The sequence below is a fragment of the Streptomyces sp. NPDC059247 genome, from assembly GCF_042754005.1.
GTDB lineage: Bacteria > Actinomycetota > Actinomycetes > Streptomycetales > Streptomycetaceae > Streptomyces.
In genome coordinates this window covers 44,342-60,688 of sequence record NZ_JBHYZW010000003.1, presented here as the reverse complement: position 1 = coordinate 60,688, position 16,347 = coordinate 44,342, and the positions used below count along the sequence as shown (strand labels likewise).

The following is a 16,347-nucleotide window of genomic DNA, read 5'->3' as shown; positions in this document are numbered from 1 at the left end:
TTACACCGCTGCGGCGGAGGCCGGGGGAGCGGACGGGTCGATGGGGGCCGGGGCCGGGATGGTCGTCTTCAGGTCCGCGTCCGTGACGGCGGCGAAGGAGCCGGCCGGCGGCGGCGGGGTGACGGCGGCCATCGCGGTGGTCACCACGCCCGCGGGCTCCGCCGGGGCGTCGGACTCGACCTCGTTGACGTTGTGGTGGTCGACCGGCTTGCGGCGGGACAGCACCCAGATGTAGGCCGAGCCGCCGACCAGGACGGCCGCGGTGGCGGCGATGCCCCAGGGGCCCTGCTTGGTGAGGAACTCGGCACCGGCGCCGACCAGACCCGCGGCGGGCAGGGTCAGGCCCCAGGCGACGAACATCCGGGTCGCGGTCGACCAGCGGACGACACCGCCCTTGCGGCCGAGACCGGCACCCATCACGGCACCCGAGCAGGACTGGGTGGTGGAGAGGGAGAAGCCGAGGTGCGAGGAGGCCAGGATGACCGTCGCGGCGCTGGTCTGGGCGGTGAAGCCCTGCTGCGGCTGGAGGTCGGTGAGGCCCTTGCCCATGGTGCGGATGATGCGCCAGCCGCCGAGGTAGGTGCCGAGGGCGATCGCGACACCGGCGGAGACGATGACCCAGAAGGGCGGGTTGGCACCGGGGGCGACGACGCCCTGGGTGACCAGCGCCAGGGTGATGATGCCCATCGTCTTCTGGGCGTCGTTGGTGCCGTGGGCCAGCGAGACGAGACCGGCGGAGGCGATCTGGCCGACCCGGTAGCCCTTGGCGGTGTGCTTCTGCTCGGTCTTCGCGCCGATCTTGTACGTCAGGCGGGTCGCCAGCATCGCGGCGAGACCGGCGACGAGCGGGGCGGCGATGGCCGGGATCAGCACCTTGGTGATGATCGTCGGGCCGTTCACGGCCGACCAGCCGGCCGACATGACCGCGGCGCCGATGAGGCCGCCGAAGAGGGCGTGGGAGGAGCTGGACGGCAGGCCCAGGAGCCAGGTCAGCAGGTTCCACAGGATCGCGCCGACCAGCGCGGCGAAGATCACCTCTGTTCGGATGCCCTCTTCGTTGATGATCCCGCCGGAGATCGTCTTGGCGACCTCCACGGACAGGAACGCGCCGACGAGGTTGAGCACGGCGGACATGGCCACCGCCGTCTTGGGCTTGAGCGCACCGGTCGAGATGGTCGTGGCCATCGCGTTCGCGGTGTCGTGGAAACCGTTCGTGAAATCGAACACGAGAGCTGTCACGACCACAATGGCGAGCAGCAGCGTGATGTGTTCCATTTACCCAGGCAATCGTTTGACGTCAGTGGCCAGCCGAACGTAAGCAACCTGGGTGAACGGAAGGTGAACTGGGTAGGGCGCGACGGTGTCTCTATCCGGTGTCAACAGATTCCGTTTATGGCTCCGGAGCACCCGCTGTCCACGATGCGGTCACCCCGCAACCCCGGGTAATCCCGGACGACACCGGGCACGTACGACCTGTCCCGGTTCCACCCCCGCCACCCGGTTCCGCTCCCCGGACCGGATCATCCGACCGGGGGACCCCCCTGAGGAGACCCATGTCACTCCCCCGGGGGACCCCGGGACCGCTCCCCGGACCCCCGGTCGGCCCCGTCCGGTGGCAGCCCGCCGCCACCCTGCCGAGACTGGGAACGTGCGCCCGGCTACAGCGACGGCAGCGGCCGTCACCACCCTGCTCGGTGTCGGCGCGGTCGCGGTCGCGGCCGGCCGGTACGCCAGCGATGCCGTCCTCAAGGCACCGTCCGGACGTCCCCTGCCCGGGGAACCCCGGCTGACCGTGCACGCCACCGGTCCCGGACAGATCACCCTCACCCGCGACCTCGCCTCACTGCGCCCCGGCACCTACGGCATCGAGGGCCACGGCCTGCACGCCGTCGTCGGCCCCGTCCTCGACCATGTCCCGCACACCGCCGACACCGTCGTCCGGCGCCTGGAACGGGTCGAGCTGGGCGTCGTCGCCCCCGGAGTCCGCGTCCGCCTCACCCCCCAGCTCCACCGGGGCACCCCGGCCTCCGCCCTCGGCATCCCCCACGAGGACACCGAGATCCCCGGCGAACTCGGCCCCCTGCCCGCCTGGCTGGCCGCCGCCCCCCGCACCACCTGGGTCATCGCCCTGCACGGCCTCGGCACCACCCGGGAACACCCGCTGAACGTCCTCCCCTTCTTCCACCGGAGCAAGGTCCCCGTCCTGATCCCCGCCTACCGGGGCGACGAGGGCGCGCCGCCCTCCCCCGACGGCCTCGCCCACCTCGGCGCCTCCGAATGGCGCGACGTCGACGCCGCCCTCCGCTACGCCCTCCGCCGGGGCGCCACCAAGGTCGTCCTGCACGGCTGGGGGACCGGCGCCACGATGGCCCTGCGCGCCGCCGCCGAATCCGGCGTCCGCGACCGGATCGCCGGACTCGTCCTCGACTCCCCGGTCCTCGACTGGGAGGCCACTCTGCGCAACCTCGCCGCCGCCCGGCACGTCCCCGGACCGCTGGTCCCGCTCGCCGTCCGCGCCGCCCAGGGCAGGACCGGCCCGCACGGCGACCTCCTCGAAGCCGCCTCCGCGCCCGGCGCCCTGCGCGTCCCCGTCCTCCTGCTGCACGGCCCCGACGACACCCTCGCCCCCTGGGAACCCTCCGTCGAGCTGGCTGCCCGCCGCCCCGACCTCGTCACCCTCCAGACCGTCCGGCACGCCCCGCACGCCTGTCTGTGGAACGCCGACCCCGTCCGTTACGAGGAGGGCCTCCGCCGCTTCCTCACCCCCCTCCTCTGAGAAGGGCCGGACGGCCGGGGCCGACCGGGCCCCGGACCCCTCCGCCCGCGCCCGCCGCGACGGGGTGGCCGATTCCGATTGGGCTTTCGGGCCGTCAGCGGGAAGACTGCCCCCGTGACGTCTCGAAAGCCCGATGAACCATTGGCGCGCAACTCCAGACTCCGACTCGTCCGCCCGCGGGCGCTGGCCACTGCCCGACGGGCCGTGACGACCCGGCGCACCCGGCCGGCGCCGAGGCCGCCCGAGGGCACTCCGCCCCGCGCGGAACTCGCCCGCCAGGCCCGGCACGTCCTCGCCGACGCCGTACGGATCGCCCGCTGGGCCGCCGTCGAGCGCGGCGCCGACGCGGCCCCCGGCAGCGGCCCCGCCCAGGAACGGGCCGCCGCCGCACTGGACCTGACACCCGGCCAGATCCGGGCCGGCTGGGACCGGGCCCGGCTCGCCGGACTCGTCGAACTCCACGGCGGCACCGCCCGCCCCGGCTGGCGCCTCCACGCCTGGGACCGCGACGACTCCGCCGTGCTGCGCGGCTGGGTCGCGCTCCTCGACGCCTGGTCCCTGGTGCACCCGTCCCCCGAGGACGTCGCCCCCGGCGCCGTCGCCGAGGTCGTCGAGGCCCTCCCGCAGGTCCTCACGCTCCTCCAGCTCTCCCAGGGCCCGGTCGACGTCCCCGTCCTCCTCGACCTCCTCGGCCAGCGCGTCGAGGAACTGCGCGAGGAGCGCTGCGAGGTCCCGCCCGCGGAACCCGCCCCCGAGACCCAGGACACCCCCGGCACCGACGGGCTCCCCGCCCTCCTCGACTGGGCCCTCGAAGGCCTCGCGGCCGTCGGCGCGCTCACCCTCGGCCCCGGCACCGAAGGGCGCCACGCCACCCTCACCCCGCTCGGCAACTGGGCGGTCTGGGTCAAGCTGGAGCAGATCTGCGTCGCCGCGCAGAGCCCCGCGGGCAACATCGAGCAGTCCGCCGAGGACATGCTCAGGGGCTGCGCCCGGCTCACCCCCGGACCCGCCCGCGCCGAATACCGCGCCTGGCTCGCCGCCCGCACCCTCTCCAGCGCGGTGACCGAACTCCTCACCGTCGCCCGGGGCGAGGACGCCCTGCTGCGCGGGCTCGCCTTCGAGGCGCTCCGGGTCGTCGGCGCCCCCGCAGAGGCCGAGGTCCGCGCCACCGTCGCCGAGCCGTCGCTGCGCCCGTACGCCCTGCTCTGGCTCGCCGAGTACGAGGGCGCCGACCCCGACGACGCCCAGGAGGTGCTGACCCGCGAGGAGGCCACCTGGCTCTGGGTGGACACGGCGGCGGCCGTCGCGGACCACGGCGAGAGCACGCTGCTCGTCCGGCACCTCGACTCCGCCGTGCAGGGCACCGTCCCGGCGCTGCTCGACGAGGTCCGCGCCGTCGGTCACCCCCGTACGGTCCAGGTCCTGGTCGCCCTCGCCGCCGCCCACCCGGACCCGGCCCTGGCGAAGGCGGTCCGCAGGGCCGCCTTCCAGGTCCACACCGGGGGAGCGTGACGGGCCCCGGCCCGGCGCGTCCCGTCCTCCGCCCGGCGCCCCGCTACTCGGCGGCGCCGGGCAGATACGTCCCGAAGCTCCAGACGTTCCCCTCGGCGTCCCGTGCCGCGTACTCCCGCGAGCCGTAGTCCTGGTCCCGGAGCGGCAGCACGATCTCGGCGCCGTGGGCGACCGCGCGCGCGTGGTGGGCGTCGGCGTCGTCCACGTGCACATAGACGCCGACCGGGCCCGCACCGGTCATCAGCCGGTCGAACTCGCTCCCGGTGCCCTTGCTGCCCAGCATCACCATCCCGTTCCCGTACGACAGCTCGGCGTGCGCGATCCGCCCGTCCTCGCCCTCGTACACCGCCGTCGCGGTGAACCCGAACGCGTCCGTGAGCTGCGCGACCGCCGCCTTCGCGTCCGCGTACAGCAGGGTCGGACAGACCTGGGGTGCCCCGGTCATCCCGATCACTTCCTCTCGATCCGTTCCCGTGTGACCCGGGTCTCATTCTCGCAGCCGCCTCCGACAGGTCAGCGGAACGTGTCGCACCGGGCCATGTCACCGGTCCGGTAGCCCTCCAGGAACCACCGCTGACGCTGCGCCGCCGAGCCGTGCGTCCAGTTCTCCGGTGTCACCCGGCCCTGGAACCGCTCCTGGACGCGGTCGTCCCCCACCGCCGCCGCCGCGTCCAGGCCGTCCCGGACGTCCGCGTCGGTGAGCCGGGTGAGCAGCGGCCGGCCCGTCCGGTCGTCGGGGCTGGTGGTCGCGTGCCGCGCCCACACCCCCGCGTAGCAGTCCGCCTGGAGCTCGACCTTGACGGCGTTGGAGTCCGCGCCGGTCCGCCCGTCCTGGGCGCGGCTCAGCGTCCCCATCAGGTTCTGGACGTGGTGGCCGTACTCGTGCGCCACCACGTACGCCTCGGCGAAGGGCCCGCCCCTCGACCCGAACGTGGTGCGCAGCTCGTCGAAGAAGCCCAGGTCCAGGTAGACCTGCCGGTCGCCGGGGCAGTAGAAGGGCCCGACGGCCGAGGTCGCGGTGCCGCACGCGGTGGCGACCCGGCCGCTGAACAGCACGGTCCGGGCGTTCGCGTACGTACCGCCCCGGCGCGCGTACGCGGCCCGCCAGTAGTCCTGCACGCTGTTGACGACGGCGACGATCCGGCAGTCCGCGCGCGTGTTGGCGTCGGAGCCCTTCCGGCAGCTCTGGTCGACCTGGGCGACCGAGGACGCGGTCGCCGCCGGTTCGTCGTTGCCGGAGGAGAGCCCGAGCTGCTCGGGACCGATCCCGAAGAACAGCCCGAGGAGCAGCGCGACGACCCCGGCGATGCCGCCGCCGATGGTCGCCCTCCCGCCGGGGACGCGGCTGCCCCGGACGTCCTTGACCTCCGAGGTGTCCAGGTCGGCGTCGTCGTCGAACTGCACGGTCCACCCTCCTCCGCGTCGCCGCCGCGGCAGAGGCCGCCGCCCTGCGCCGAGTATCGGATGATCCCTGGCCGATCGCCCCTTTTCTGAGGCAATGGCGGTAAGGCCCGGAAAGGGCGGCCGTCCGCCCCGCCGTCCGCGTGGCCGAAAAGCAGTTGCAGGTGCCCGTTAGACTGGCCGCATGGCCATTCTCCTCGTGGGTTAGCGGCGTCGAAGCCCTCCCCAGCAGTTCCTTCCGCCCTTCCCATCGTCCTGGAGTCTGTCCGTGATCACCGCATCCGGCATCGAGCTGCGCGCCGGCGCCCGTGTCCTCATCGAGTCCGCTTCCTTCCGAGTCGCCAAGGGCGACCGCATCGGCCTCGTCGGTCGCAACGGAGCGGGCAAGACCACCCTCACCAAGTGCCTCGCCGGCCAGGGCGTGCCCGCCGGGGGCACCATCACCCGCTCCGGCGAGGTCGGCTACCTCCCGCAGGACCCGCGCACCGGCGACCTCGACGTGCTGGCCCGCGACCGCATCCTCTCCGCCCGCGGCCTCGACACCCTCATCAAGAAGATGCGGATGAACGAGGAGCGCATCGCCACCGGCTCCGGCGGCACCCGCGACAAGGCGATGAAGCAGTACGAGCGCCAGGAGACCGAGTTCCTCACCAAGGGCGGATACGCGGCCGAGGCCGAGGCCTCCACCATCGCCGCCGCCCTGGGCCTGCCCGACCGGGTCATGGGCCAGCCGCTGCACACCCTCTCCGGCGGTCAGCGCCGCCGGGTCGAGCTGGCCCGCATCCTCTTCTCGGACGCCGACACGCTCCTGCTCGACGAGCCGACCAACCACCTCGACGCCGACTCCATCGTCTGGCTGCGCGACTACCTGAAGAGCTACCGGGGCGGCTTCATCGTCATCTCCCACGACGTCGACCTCGTCGAGACCGTGGTCAACAAGGTCTTCTACCTGGACGCCAACCGCTCCACGATCGACGTCTACAACATGGGCTGGAAGCTCTACCAGCAGCAGCGCGAGGCCGACGAGAAGCGCCGCAAGCGCGAGCGCCAGAACGCCGAGAAGAAGGCCGCCGCCCTCAACTCGCAGGCCGACAAGATGCGCGCCAAGGCGACCAAGACCGTCGCCGCGCAGAACATGGCCAAGCGCGCCGAGCGGCTGCTCTCCGGCCTCGAGGCGGTCCGCGCCTCCGACAAGGTCGCCAAGCTCCGCTTCCCGGAGCCCGCGCCCTGCGGCAAGACCCCGCTCACGGCCGAGGGGCTCTCCAAGTCCTACGGCTCGCTGGAGATCTTCACCGATGTGGACCTCGCCATCGACAAGGGCTCCCGCGTCGTCATCCTCGGCCTCAACGGCGCGGGCAAGACCACGCTGCTGCGGCTGCTCGCCGGTGCCGAGAAGCCCGACACGGGCGAGGTGACCCCCGGCCACGGCCTCAAGCTCGGCTACTACGCCCAGGAGCACGAGACGCTCGACCCCGAGCGCAGCGTCCTGGAGAACATGCGCTCCGCCGCGCCCGACCTCGACCTCGTCGACGTGCGCAAGACGCTCGGCTCCTTCCTGTTCTCCGGCGACGACGTCGACAAGCCCGCCGGCGTGCTCTCCGGCGGCGAGAAGACCCGGCTGGCCCTGGCCACCCTGGTCGTCTCCTCGGCGAACGTCCTCCTCCTCGACGAGCCCACCAACAACCTCGACCCGGCGAGCCGCGAGGAGATCCTCGGGGCCCTGCGCACCTACAAGGGCGCCGTCGTCCTCGTCACCCACGACGAGGGCGCGGTGGAGGCGCTGGAGCCGGAGCGGATCATCCTGCTCCCGGACGGCGTCGAGGACCTGTGGGGCCCGGACTACGCGGACCTGGTGACCCTCGCCTGACACGGGGCGCCCCCGGGCGCGCACCGTGACGGCCCGGCGACACCCGGTGGCGGCCCCGGAAGCGGGCCGTGACGCCCCGGGCGCGCTGCGTGGCCGAAGGGAGTGATCATCATCGGCTGGATCATTCGGCCCATGGGTGATCCATCATCTGAGTGAGGGCGTCTCGTACCTCCCGGCGCGGTGCTCTGCCGAATCCTTCCGGCGGACCCGCGCCGCTCGCTTTCCTCCGCCGCGCCGCTGACCTGGGACTTCCCGCCCCCGAGGGGCGCGGGCCGGGTTTTCCCGCCACCGGAATCAAGGATTCCGATCGTGGTGGCGCGGCACTCGTCCACAAACCCGGCGGCACGGACCTTGTCGAATGGGTGGCCAGGATGGACGGGAGGGGTGATCATGAGAAGTCCAGAGCGCACTTCCCATGAGGAGGCACGGGTGGCCGAGACTCTGAAGAAGGGCAGCCGGGTGACCGGCGCCGCGCGCGACAAGCTCGCGGCAGACCTGAAGAAGAAGTACGACTCCGGTGCGAGCATCCGGGCGCTGGCCGAGGAAACCGGCCGCTCCTACGGATTCGTCCACCGGATGCTCAGCGAATCCGGAGTCACGCTGCGTGGACGCGGCGGAGCGACCCGGGGCAAGAAGGCGGCCTCGGCCTGATGCCGGGGTGCCTCGACCGGCCACCGGGTCTCCCGGTGGCCACCCGGTCGGTCCCCGGACCGGCCCGGGTGGTTACTGTGCAGTCACTTAGCATCGGACAGAGTGCTGCACCGGAACCGGAGGCGCCCCATGACCACGCTCGACGACTCTGAACCCGTCATCGACAAGGACGGTGTACGGCTCACCGTCGAGGACGCCGTTGCCACGGTGACCCTGACCCATCCGGCGAAGCGCAACGCCCAGTCTCCCGCTCTGTGGCGGGCGTTGACGGAAGCCGGCCGGTCATTGCCCGGCAGCGTGCGGGTCGTGGTGCTGCGCGGTGAGGGCAAGTCCTTCTCCGCCGGACTCGACCGGCAGGCGTTCACGCCCGAGGGCTTCGACGGAGAGCCGTCCTTCCTCGACCTCGCGCGCGGTTCCGACGAGGACCTCGACGCGGTCATCAGCGAGTACCAGGAGGCGTTCACCTGGTGGCGCCGCAGCGACCTCGTGTCGATCGCGGCGGTCCAGGGGCACGCCATCGGCGCGGGCTTCCAGCTCGCCCTCGCCTGCGACCTGCGGGTCGTCGCCGAGGACGTGCGGTTCGCCATGCGCGAGACCAGCCTGGGTCTCGTCCCGGACCTGACCGGGACGCACCCGCTCGTCTCGCTCGTGGGGTACGCCCGCGCGCTGGAGATCTGCGCCACCGGCCGCTTCGTGCACGCCGAGGAGGCCGAGCGCATCGGCCTCGCCAACCTCTCCGTGCCCGCCGAGGACCTCGACGCGGCGGTACGGGACCTCACCGCCGCCCTGCTCGCGGCACCCCGCGACGCGGTCACCGAGACCAAGGCGCTCCTGCGGGGCGTCCAGGGCCGCTCGTACGAGGAGCAGCGCGCCGCCGAGCGCGCCGCCCAGGCCCGCCGCCTGCGGGACCTCGCGGGCATCGGCGACTGACACCACCGGCTGCGCCCAGGCGCCCCGGACCCGCGCCCCGGACCGTACGGCGGCGCCCGCCCGGCGCCGGTACCGCCCCTCCCGGGCGGGGGCGGTGCGGGTGGGAAGCCGGGGCGGGGGTGCCGGGGTGGGCCTTCCGGGCGTGCGCGGTGCCCCCGGAACCGTATGCCGTGATCCTTCCGGCGGTGCTTCCCGGTGCTTCCCGGTGCTTTCCGGTGGTGGTGCCTCCTAGCGGAAACCCGACACCACCACCGTGACCCCGGTGTCCTCCGGGGACGCCTTCGCCACGGAGGCGCGGACGGCGCGGGCCACGTCCAGCGGGTGACCGCCCGCCGTCACCGCGACCTCGATCCGCACCCCGGCCGCGTCCCGCCGTACCGGCGGGCCCAGGGTGTCCGTGATCCCCGCGACCCCCGGCACCCCGAGGGCCAGGAGCGCCACCGGGTCGTCCGTCGCCGGGGAGGTCGGGCCGGGCCGCGCGGCGGCGGGCTCCGGCGCCGGGGGCGGCGCGTCGAACAGCTCCGTCACCCGCAGGTCCACGGCCGCCACCACGAGCCCGAGCCCGTCCACGGCCGCCGCCAGGAGGGCCGCCCGCAGTTCCCCGGCCAGTTCGGGAAGCGGCCGTCCGGTCACCGCCCCGAACGAGGCCGTGATCCGCAGCCCGTCCGGGGGCGGCTCCGGGTCCTCCTCGTCCGGCCCCCGCGCCGGGCCGATCCGCAGTTCTCCGGGCACCACCCCCCGTACGGCCGCCCCGGCGCCGTCGAGCACCGAGCGCGCCGCCCGTTCGGTGATCAGGGCGCCGTCCGCCGCCGTTCCGAGCGGCAGCAGCCTGCCCGGGGCCAGGCGGTCGCGGACCGCCTGCGTCCAACCCTCAGCCGTCGTCATTGCCCCAGCCTGCCGTATCCCCGGGGCGGGACCGGGTAAGCGCCCTTAGTGTGGGCGAAGAACCCCGAAATATCCCAGAAGGGGCGAAACGCAATGACGGACACCACACAGTCCAGCGGCTCCACCGGCGGCGAACAGCGCCGCACCTCGGTCACCAAGCGGGGCGGCGGCGCCGCCGCGGCCCGGGGCCGTACGACGATCGCCGACGGCGTCGTCGAGAAGATCGCGGGCCTCGCGGCCCGGGACGTCGTCGGCGTCCACGCGATGGGCAGCGGGCTCTCCCGCACCTTCGGCGCCGTGCGCGACCGGGTCCCCGGCGGAGGCGGCGCCAAGGCGAACGTCACCCGAGGGGTGAAGGCCGAGGTCGGCGAGGTGCAGACCGCGCTCGACCTGGAGATCGTCGTCGACTACGGCGTCTCCATCGCCGATGTGGCGGGCGACGTCCGCGAGAACGTCATCGCCGCCGTCGAGCGGATGACCGGCCTCGAAGTCGTCGAGGTCAACATCGCGGTCAGCGACGTGAAGCTGCCCGACGAGGAGGACGAGGAGCCCGAACAGCGGCTCCAGTAACCGCGACGAGCACGTACCGGGGGGCTCAGGAAGACTCAGGAAGGGGTCAGGATGAGCATGTCGGTGGTCGGCCTGCTGGCCGGTATGGCTCTCGGCTTCGCCGGATACTTCGGCGGCTTCGGAGCGTTTGTGCTGGTCGCCGCCTTGGGGGCGATCGGCTTCGTGGCCGGCCGCTTCCTCGACGGCGACCTCGAACCCGGCGATCTGTTCCGGAGCCGCGAACGCGGCGAACGGCGGCGGTGAGCGCGGGGTGACAGCCGACCTCGCCCCGGGCCCGGTCCGCGACCGGGGGGCCACCCGGATCGCCGACCGGGTCGTCGCGAAGATCGCGGCCCAGGCGGCCCGGGAGGCCGCGGGGCCCGTCCCCGAGGGAGCCTCGAAGCCGCACGCCTCGGTCGTCGTCCACCGGGACGCCGCGAAGGTCGCGGTCAGCCTCGAACTGGACTACCCGACCGACGTCGGGCACCGGTGCGGGGCCGTGCGGAGCCGGGTCCGCACCCGGGTGGAGGAACTCGTGGGCATGGACGTCCACGAGGTCACCGTCCATGTGGAACGGCTCCACTCCCCGCTCACCCGGCAGACCGGCCGACGGGACCGCGTCTCATGACGACCGCCCCGGGAGCCCCCGGAAGCCCCCGGAACGGCCCCGGTCCCGGCGGTGGTTCCAGCCCCGGTGGCTCCGGCGGTCCCGGTGGCTCCGGCCCAGGTGGTCCCGGCGGTCCCGGTCCAGGCAGTGGGGACGCGGGCGTGCCCGTGCTCGCCGGGGAACCCGTCCGCCGCGTCCGGCGCTTCTGGGCCGTCCGGCGGGTCCCCGCCGCGCTCCTCGCGGCCGTCGTCCTCGGCGGCGCCGGGCTGCTCCTCTACGACGTGGCCGCCGTCCGCGCCGACCGCCGGGCCATGGCCTGGCGGCGTGAACTCGCCGACGGACTGGCCACCCGGCCGCTCGACGACACCTGGGTCGTCCTGGGCGCCGCCCTCGCGTGCGCCCTCGGCCTCTGGCTGCTCGTCCTCGCGCTCACCCCCGGGCTCCGCGCCGTCCTCCCGATGCGCCACGAGCACGCCGACGTACGCGCCGGACTCGACCGCGAGGCGGCGGCCCTCACCCTGCGGGACCGGGCCATGGAGGTCTCCGGAGTGCAGTCCGTACGGGTCCGCGCGGGCCGCGCCAAGGTCTCGGTCCGCGCGCTCTCGCACTTCCGCCCGCTGGACGAGGTCCGCACCGACCTGGAACGGGTCCTCACCACCGGCGTCGGTGAACTGGGCCTCGCCCGGACGCCCGCGCTGACGGTACGGGTGGCCCGCCCGCCCAGGAAGGGGTGACCCGGTGACGGTCGTCCTCCGGCGCGTCAACCGCGTCCTGCTCGCCCTCGCCGGGCTCCTGCTCCTCGTCGGCGGCGGGGCCGTCCTCGCCGCCGCCCTCGGTTCCTCCGTGCCGTCCTGGTGGCCCTGGTCGGGCCGCTCCGACGTGCTCCTCTCCACCGCCGACCGGCAGCGGTGGCGGGACGAGGGCTGGTGGTGGCCCGTGGTCATCGCGGCCCTCGGGATCGTCGTCCTGCTCGCCCTGTGGTGGCTGGTCGCCCAGTTCCGGCGGGCCCGGCTCGCCGAGGTCCTCGTCGACACCGGGGACGGCGAGGCGGCCCTGGTGCGCGGCCGGGCCCTGGAGGGCGTCATGGAGGCGGACGCCGCCGCCCAGGAGGGGGTGGCGCGGGCCAGGGTCGCCCTCACCGGCCGCCGGGCCGCGCCCCGCACCCGGGTCGCGCTCCGTCTGGAGCCGTACGCCACCCCGGGCGACGCCCTGACCGCCCTCAGCTCCGAGGCCCTCGCCCACGCCCGTACGTCCACGGGGCTGTCCGCACTGCCCACCGAGGCGCGGCTGCGGGCCGTGAAGCACCGGGCCCGCCGGGTGACCTGACGGCGGGACCGGGCCCGCCGGGCGGGTCCTGACGGCGGGTGGGTCCTGACGGGCGGGCGGGTCCTGACGGGCGGGCCGACGGCGGACCGGAAACCGCCGGGGGCCCACCGGCACCGGCCCGGAGACGGCCGGGGGCCACCCGACGGCGGCTCAGAATCCGCTCCGCGCCCCGCCGTCCACCGGGAGCATCACGCCCGTGAGGTAGGAGGCGGCGGGGGAGAGGAGGAAGGCGGCGGTCCTGCCGAACTCCTCGGGGGCGCCGTAGCGGCGCAGCGGAATCCCGGCCTGGTTGGCGGCGCGGGCCGCGTCCGCGTCGCCGGAGAGCGCGTCGAGGGAGCGCACCCGGTCGGTGTCGATCCGGTGGGGCAGCAGTCCGACGACCCGCACCCCGCGCGGGCCCAGATCGTTGGCGAGGGACTTCGCGAAGCCCGCCAGGCCGGGGCGCAGCCCGTTGGAGATCGTGAGGCCGGGGATCGGCTCGTGGACGGACGCGGACAGCACGAAGCCGATGACCCCGCCCTCGGTGAGGGTCTCCGCGGCGGCGCGGGCGAGTCGTACGGCCCCGAGGAAGACCGTGTCGAAGGCGGCCGTCCACTGCTCGTCGGTGTTGTCCGCGGCGAAGCCGGGGGCCGGGCCGCCGACGCTGATCAGGACGCCGTCGAAGCCGCCGAACCGGGACCGGGCCTCGGCGATCAGCCGGGCGGGCGTCGCCGGGTCGGTGTTGTCGGCGGCGACGCCCGCCGCGTCCGGGCCCAGCTCCGCCACCGCCTCGGCGACGGTCTTCTCCTCGCGCCCGGTGATCAGCACCTTGGCGCCCTCGGCGAGCAGCGCCTCGGCGGAGGCCCGCCCGAGTCCCCGCGTCGCCCCGGTCACCACGTACACACGGTCCTTCAGTCCCAGATCCATGACACCTATCCTGCCGGTTCGGAATCGTCCCGGGCCAGTGCGAACGCGGTGCCCACCAGACCGATGTGGCTGAAAGCCTGCGGGAAGTTGCCCAGCTGACGCCCCGCCACCGGGTCGTACTCCTCGGCGAGGAGGCCCACGTCGTTGCGGAGGGCGACGAGCCGCTCGAAGAGCGCGCGGGCCTCCTCGGTCCTGCCGGTCAGCCGGAGCGCGTCCGCCAGCCAGAACGAGCAGACCAGGAAGGTGCCCTCCTGGCCGGGCAGCCCGTCGACCGCGTCCGAGGGGGTGTAGCGGCGGACGAAGCCGCCGTGCGTCAGCTCGGCGCGCACCGCGTCGACCGTCCCGACCACCCGGGGGTCGTCCGGCGGCAGGAACCCGACCTGGGGGATGAGCAGGGTCGCGGCGTCGAGCTCGGCGGAGCCGTACGACTGGGTGAAGGTGTTGCGGACGGGGTCGTACCCCCGGGCGCACACCTGCTCGTGGATCTCGTCCCGCATGGCCCGCCACCGTCCCGCGTCGCCGGGCAGCGAGGGGTCGGCCTCCAGGGTGCGGACGGCGCGGTCGGCGGCCACCCAGGCCATCACCTTGGAGTGGGTGAAGTGGCGGCGCGGCCCGCGCACCTCCCACAGGCCCTCGTCGGGTTCGCGCCAGGTCGACTCCAGGAAGCCGAGCAGGCTCAGCTGGAGGTTCCAGGCGTGCCGCTCGGCCGGGATGCCCGCCAGCCGGGCGCGGTCGAGGGAGTCCATGACCTCGCCGTAGACGTCCAGCTGGAACTGGTCGACGGCCGCGTTCCCGGTCCGGACCGGGGCGGAGTCGCCGTACCCCCGCAGCCACGGCAGGCTCGTCTCGGGCAGTCTGCGCTCCCCGGCGGGGCCGTACATGATCTGGAGGTCGGCGGGGTCCCCGGCGACGGAGCGGAGGAGCCAGTCCCGCCAGGCGGAGGCCTCCTCGACGTATCCGGCGGCGAGCAGCGCGCCGAGGGTGAGGGAGGAGTCGCGGAGCCAGCAGGCGCGGTAGTCCCAGTTGCGGACGCCGCCGATCTCCTCGGGCAGGGAGGTGGTGGGGGCGGCCACGATCCCGCCGGTCGGGGCGTAGGTGAGCGCCTTGAGGGTGATCAGGGAGCGCATCACCGCCTCGCGGTACGGGCCCCGGTAGGTGCAGCGGGCGGCCCACTCGTGCCAGTCCGCGAGGGACTGTTCGAGGGCCTGGTGGGGGTCGACCAGCTCGGGCCTCGGCTCGTGCGAGGGGTGCCAGGTGAGGACCCAGGCGACCTTCTCCCCTGCGGACACGGTGAAGGAGGAGCAGGTGGAGAACTGCTGGCCCCAGGTCTTCACGGGGGGATCGCTGCGCAGCCACACGGCGTCGGGTCCCGCGACGGCGACCCGGTGTCCGTCGGAGCGGCGCATCCAGGGCACGATCGAGCCGTAGTCGAAGCGCAGCCGCAGGACGGCGCTCATCTCGACGGTGCCGCTGACGCCCTCCACGATCCGCATCAGATCGGGGGCCCTGTCCCGCTGGGGCATGAAGTCGACGACCTTGACGGTGCCGGTGCGGGTCTCCCAGTAGGTCTCCAGGATCAGGGAGTCCTCGGCGTAGCGCCGGTCGGTGCAGGTCGTGGCCCCCTTGGGGGCGATCCGCCAGTGGCCGTTGTCCTTGTCGCCGAGGAGGGCGGCGAAGCAGGCGGCGGAGTCGAAGCGGGGCAGACACAGCCAGTCGACCGATCCGTCGCGCCCGACGAGGGCGGCGGTCTGGAGGTCGCCGATGAGGGCGTAGTCGTCGATACGTTGTGTCACGCTCTGGGCTGTTCCCGGAAGCGGCGACGGTCAATCAGCGGGACGGGACGGCCGCGGCGGTCCCGGGGGCCGGTTCGGGGGTCCCGGCCGGGCCGGAGACGGCGGAGGTCTGCCGGTCACGCTTCTCCCGGCGGACCAGGATCACCCAGCCGACGGGCACTCCGGCGGTGAAGAGCCACCACTGGACGGCGTAGGCCATATGGGCGCCGATGGACTCGTGATCGGGTTCGGGGATCTGCTCGGGGGTGTTCCCGGCGGGCTTCGGCGCGGTCTGCTCGACATAGCCGCCGAGCACCTCGCGGCCGATCAGCTCGGCCTGCTGCCGGCTGTTGATGAGCATGACCTGACGCTCGGGCAGGCCCTTGAGGTCCTTGATGCCGCTGGCGCCGGTGGTCTCGTCGGCCTTGAGGCGGCCGGTGAGCGTGACCTCGCCCTTGGGGGCGGGCGGCACGGGCGGGAAGGAGTACTGGTCGGAGGCGGCCGGGATCCAGCCGCGGTTGATCAGGACGACCTTGCCGTCCCGGAGGACCAGCGGGGTGAGGACGTGCACGCCGACCCGGTCGTCGGAGGAGGTGCGGCGGCGGACCACCACCTCGTGGGCGGTGTCGAAGGTGCCGGTGACGGTGACGGGCCGCCAGTAGTCCTCGCGGGGGACGGTGTGCCCGGGGGAGGTGAGCCGCTCGACGGGCACCGGCTCCGCCGCGACGCTGTCCGCGATCAGGGTGTTCTGGGCGACCCGCCGTTCGTGCCGGTGGAACTGCCAGAAGCCCAGCTCGATCATCGTGGGGACGAGGACGAGGGCGACGAGGGTGAGGATCACCCACTGCCGGGACAACAGGAAGCGGTACACCCCATGACCGTACAGCGGGGGTGCCGGGACGCACGCAGGGGGGTTCGGCTCGGCCGCCGTCGGCGCGGGCGGGAGGGGCCGCCCGGTCCGGCGGGCGCTCACCCGGCGCCCCGGCGGGAGCGGCGGTCCGCCCCGGGGTGCGTGGTGGGGTGGACGCGGTGCGGCCGGTCGGCCTGGCGCGGTGTACGAGGCCGGGGCGTGGTCCGCCCGGCCGGTGTGGCTGGTGGGGTGGGGTGCGCTGCACTGGGCTGGGCTGTGCTGGGCGGGGTTGGGCTGTGCTGGGCCGGGGTGGTC

At 74.2% G+C, this 16,347-nt stretch carries 17 protein-coding genes; 10 read left to right on the top strand and 7 right to left on the bottom strand.

Annotated features, from left to right (window positions below):
- Complete coding sequence (locus ACFXGN_RS07375; RefSeq protein WP_384854711.1) at positions 1-1,275, bottom strand: anion permease; 1,275 nt, start codon at positions 1,273-1,275, stop codon at positions 1-3.
- A 373-nt stretch (positions 1,276-1,648) separates the two neighbouring features.
- Between ACFXGN_RS07375 and ACFXGN_RS07370 the strand changes: the two genes are divergently transcribed.
- Positions 1,649-2,776 carry an alpha/beta hydrolase gene (locus tag ACFXGN_RS07370; RefSeq protein WP_384854709.1) on the top strand — a complete coding sequence of 376 codons (1,128 nt, stop codon included), beginning with the start codon at positions 1,649-1,651 and terminating at the stop codon, positions 2,774-2,776.
- A gap of 114 nt (positions 2,777-2,890) precedes the next feature.
- Positions 2,891-4,288: a hypothetical protein gene (locus ACFXGN_RS07365; RefSeq protein WP_384854707.1), complete on the top strand. Its 1,398-nt coding sequence runs from the start codon at positions 2,891-2,893 to the stop codon at positions 4,286-4,288.
- Positions 4,289-4,331: 43 nt separating this feature from the next.
- Here the strand turns inward: ACFXGN_RS07365 and ACFXGN_RS07360 are convergent, their stop codons facing one another.
- Together ACFXGN_RS07360 and ACFXGN_RS07355 are read right to left on the bottom strand one after the other, a co-directional pair.
- Positions 4,332-4,733 (bottom strand): VOC family protein, encoded by a 402-nt coding sequence (locus tag ACFXGN_RS07360; protein ID WP_384854704.1) that lies wholly within the window; start codon positions 4,731-4,733, stop codon positions 4,332-4,334.
- Positions 4,734-4,801: 68 nt separating this feature from the next.
- The gene (locus ACFXGN_RS07355; protein WP_384854701.1) at positions 4,802-5,692 is read right to left on the bottom strand and encodes a neutral zinc metallopeptidase; all 891 of its coding nucleotides are present in this window, start codon (positions 5,690-5,692) and stop codon (positions 4,802-4,804) included.
- Between the two features lie 265 nt (positions 5,693-5,957).
- Here ACFXGN_RS07355 and ACFXGN_RS07350 point away from each other — a divergent pair, with 265 nt between their 5' ends.
- The 3 genes from ACFXGN_RS07350 (at position 5,958) to ACFXGN_RS07340 (ending at position 9,137) form a co-directional block, all read left to right on the top strand.
- Positions 5,958-7,556, top strand: coding sequence for an ABC-F family ATP-binding cassette domain-containing protein (locus ACFXGN_RS07350; RefSeq protein ID WP_384854698.1), 1,599 nt, complete (start codon positions 5,958-5,960; stop codon positions 7,554-7,556).
- 429 nt (positions 7,557-7,985) lie between these two features.
- A complete protein-coding gene (locus ACFXGN_RS07345; protein ID WP_006123601.1) occupies positions 7,986-8,207 on the top strand; it encodes a helix-turn-helix domain-containing protein in 222 nt (73 codons plus the stop codon).
- A 129-nt stretch (positions 8,208-8,336) separates the two neighbouring features.
- A complete protein-coding gene (locus ACFXGN_RS07340; RefSeq protein WP_384854696.1) occupies positions 8,337-9,137 on the top strand; it encodes an enoyl-CoA hydratase/isomerase family protein in 801 nt (266 codons plus the stop codon).
- 228 nt (positions 9,138-9,365) lie between these two features.
- On the opposite strand, the gene ACFXGN_RS07335 is transcribed toward ACFXGN_RS07340, so the two are convergent.
- Positions 9,366-10,022, bottom strand: coding sequence for a hypothetical protein (locus ACFXGN_RS07335; protein ID WP_384854693.1), 657 nt, complete (start codon positions 10,020-10,022; stop codon positions 9,366-9,368).
- Between the two features lie 93 nt (positions 10,023-10,115).
- Between ACFXGN_RS07335 and ACFXGN_RS07330 the strand changes: the two genes are divergently transcribed.
- From ACFXGN_RS07330 to amaP, 5 genes are read left to right on the top strand one after another with little or no spacing between them, the layout of a single operon-like run.
- Positions 10,116-10,592, top strand: a complete 477-nt coding sequence (locus tag ACFXGN_RS07330) for an Asp23/Gls24 family envelope stress response protein (protein WP_384854691.1) — start codon at positions 10,116-10,118, stop codon at positions 10,590-10,592.
- A gap of 51 nt (positions 10,593-10,643) precedes the next feature.
- Positions 10,644-10,835, top strand: a complete 192-nt coding sequence (locus ACFXGN_RS07325) for a hypothetical protein (RefSeq protein WP_366443093.1) — start codon at positions 10,644-10,646, stop codon at positions 10,833-10,835.
- A 7-nt stretch (positions 10,836-10,842) separates the two neighbouring features.
- Positions 10,843-11,199 (top strand): Asp23/Gls24 family envelope stress response protein, encoded by a 357-nt coding sequence (locus tag ACFXGN_RS07320; RefSeq protein WP_384854687.1) that lies wholly within the window; start codon positions 10,843-10,845, stop codon positions 11,197-11,199.
- The gene (locus ACFXGN_RS07315; RefSeq protein WP_384854685.1) at positions 11,196-11,912 is read left to right on the top strand and encodes a DUF6286 domain-containing protein; all 717 of its coding nucleotides are present in this window, start codon (positions 11,196-11,198) and stop codon (positions 11,910-11,912) included. Before ACFXGN_RS07320 ends, ACFXGN_RS07315 begins: the two co-directional genes overlap by 4 nt.
- Before the next feature lie 4 nt (positions 11,913-11,916).
- Positions 11,917-12,504: an alkaline shock response membrane anchor protein AmaP gene (gene amaP / locus ACFXGN_RS07310; protein WP_384854682.1), complete on the top strand. Its 588-nt coding sequence runs from the start codon at positions 11,917-11,919 to the stop codon at positions 12,502-12,504.
- A gap of 150 nt (positions 12,505-12,654) precedes the next feature.
- Here the strand turns inward: amaP and ACFXGN_RS07305 are convergent, their stop codons facing one another.
- The 3 genes from ACFXGN_RS07305 to ACFXGN_RS07295 are packed head-to-tail and all read right to left on the bottom strand — an operon-like array spanning position 12,655 to position 16,053.
- Complete coding sequence (locus ACFXGN_RS07305; protein ID WP_384854679.1) at positions 12,655-13,410, bottom strand: SDR family oxidoreductase; 756 nt, start codon at positions 13,408-13,410, stop codon at positions 12,655-12,657.
- A gap of 5 nt (positions 13,411-13,415) precedes the next feature.
- Positions 13,416-15,203, bottom strand: a complete 1,788-nt coding sequence (locus ACFXGN_RS07300; protein ID WP_384854677.1) for a glycoside hydrolase family 15 protein — start codon at positions 15,201-15,203, stop codon at positions 13,416-13,418.
- Between the two features lie 34 nt (positions 15,204-15,237).
- Complete coding sequence (locus ACFXGN_RS07295; RefSeq protein ID WP_384854674.1) at positions 15,238-16,053, bottom strand: SURF1 family protein; 816 nt, start codon at positions 16,051-16,053, stop codon at positions 15,238-15,240.
- Between the last annotated feature and the right edge of the window lie 294 nt (positions 16,054-16,347).

Excerpts from the sequence above, each read along its gene's own strand:
- ACFXGN_RS07375 (WP_384854711.1), bottom strand. The coding sequence starts at position 1,275 with ATGGAACACATCACGCTGCTGCTCGCCATTGTGGTCGTGACAGCTCTC.
- ACFXGN_RS07360 (WP_384854704.1), bottom strand. The coding sequence starts at position 4,733 with ATGACCGGGGCACCCCAGGTCTGTCCGACCCTGCTGTACGCGGACGCG.
- ACFXGN_RS07340 (WP_384854696.1), top strand. The coding sequence starts at position 8,337 with ATGACCACGCTCGACGACTCTGAACCCGTCATCGACAAGGACGGTGTA.
- ACFXGN_RS07335 (WP_384854693.1), bottom strand. The coding sequence starts at position 10,022 with ATGACGACGGCTGAGGGTTGGACGCAGGCGGTCCGCGACCGCCTGGCC.
- ACFXGN_RS07330 (WP_384854691.1), top strand. The coding sequence starts at position 10,116 with ATGACGGACACCACACAGTCCAGCGGCTCCACCGGCGGCGAACAGCGC.
- ACFXGN_RS07325 (WP_366443093.1), top strand. The coding sequence starts at position 10,644 with ATGAGCATGTCGGTGGTCGGCCTGCTGGCCGGTATGGCTCTCGGCTTC.
- ACFXGN_RS07315 (WP_384854685.1), top strand. The coding sequence starts at position 11,196 with ATGACGACCGCCCCGGGAGCCCCCGGAAGCCCCCGGAACGGCCCCGGT.
- ACFXGN_RS07305 (WP_384854679.1), bottom strand. The coding sequence starts at position 13,410 with ATGGATCTGGGACTGAAGGACCGTGTGTACGTGGTGACCGGGGCGACG.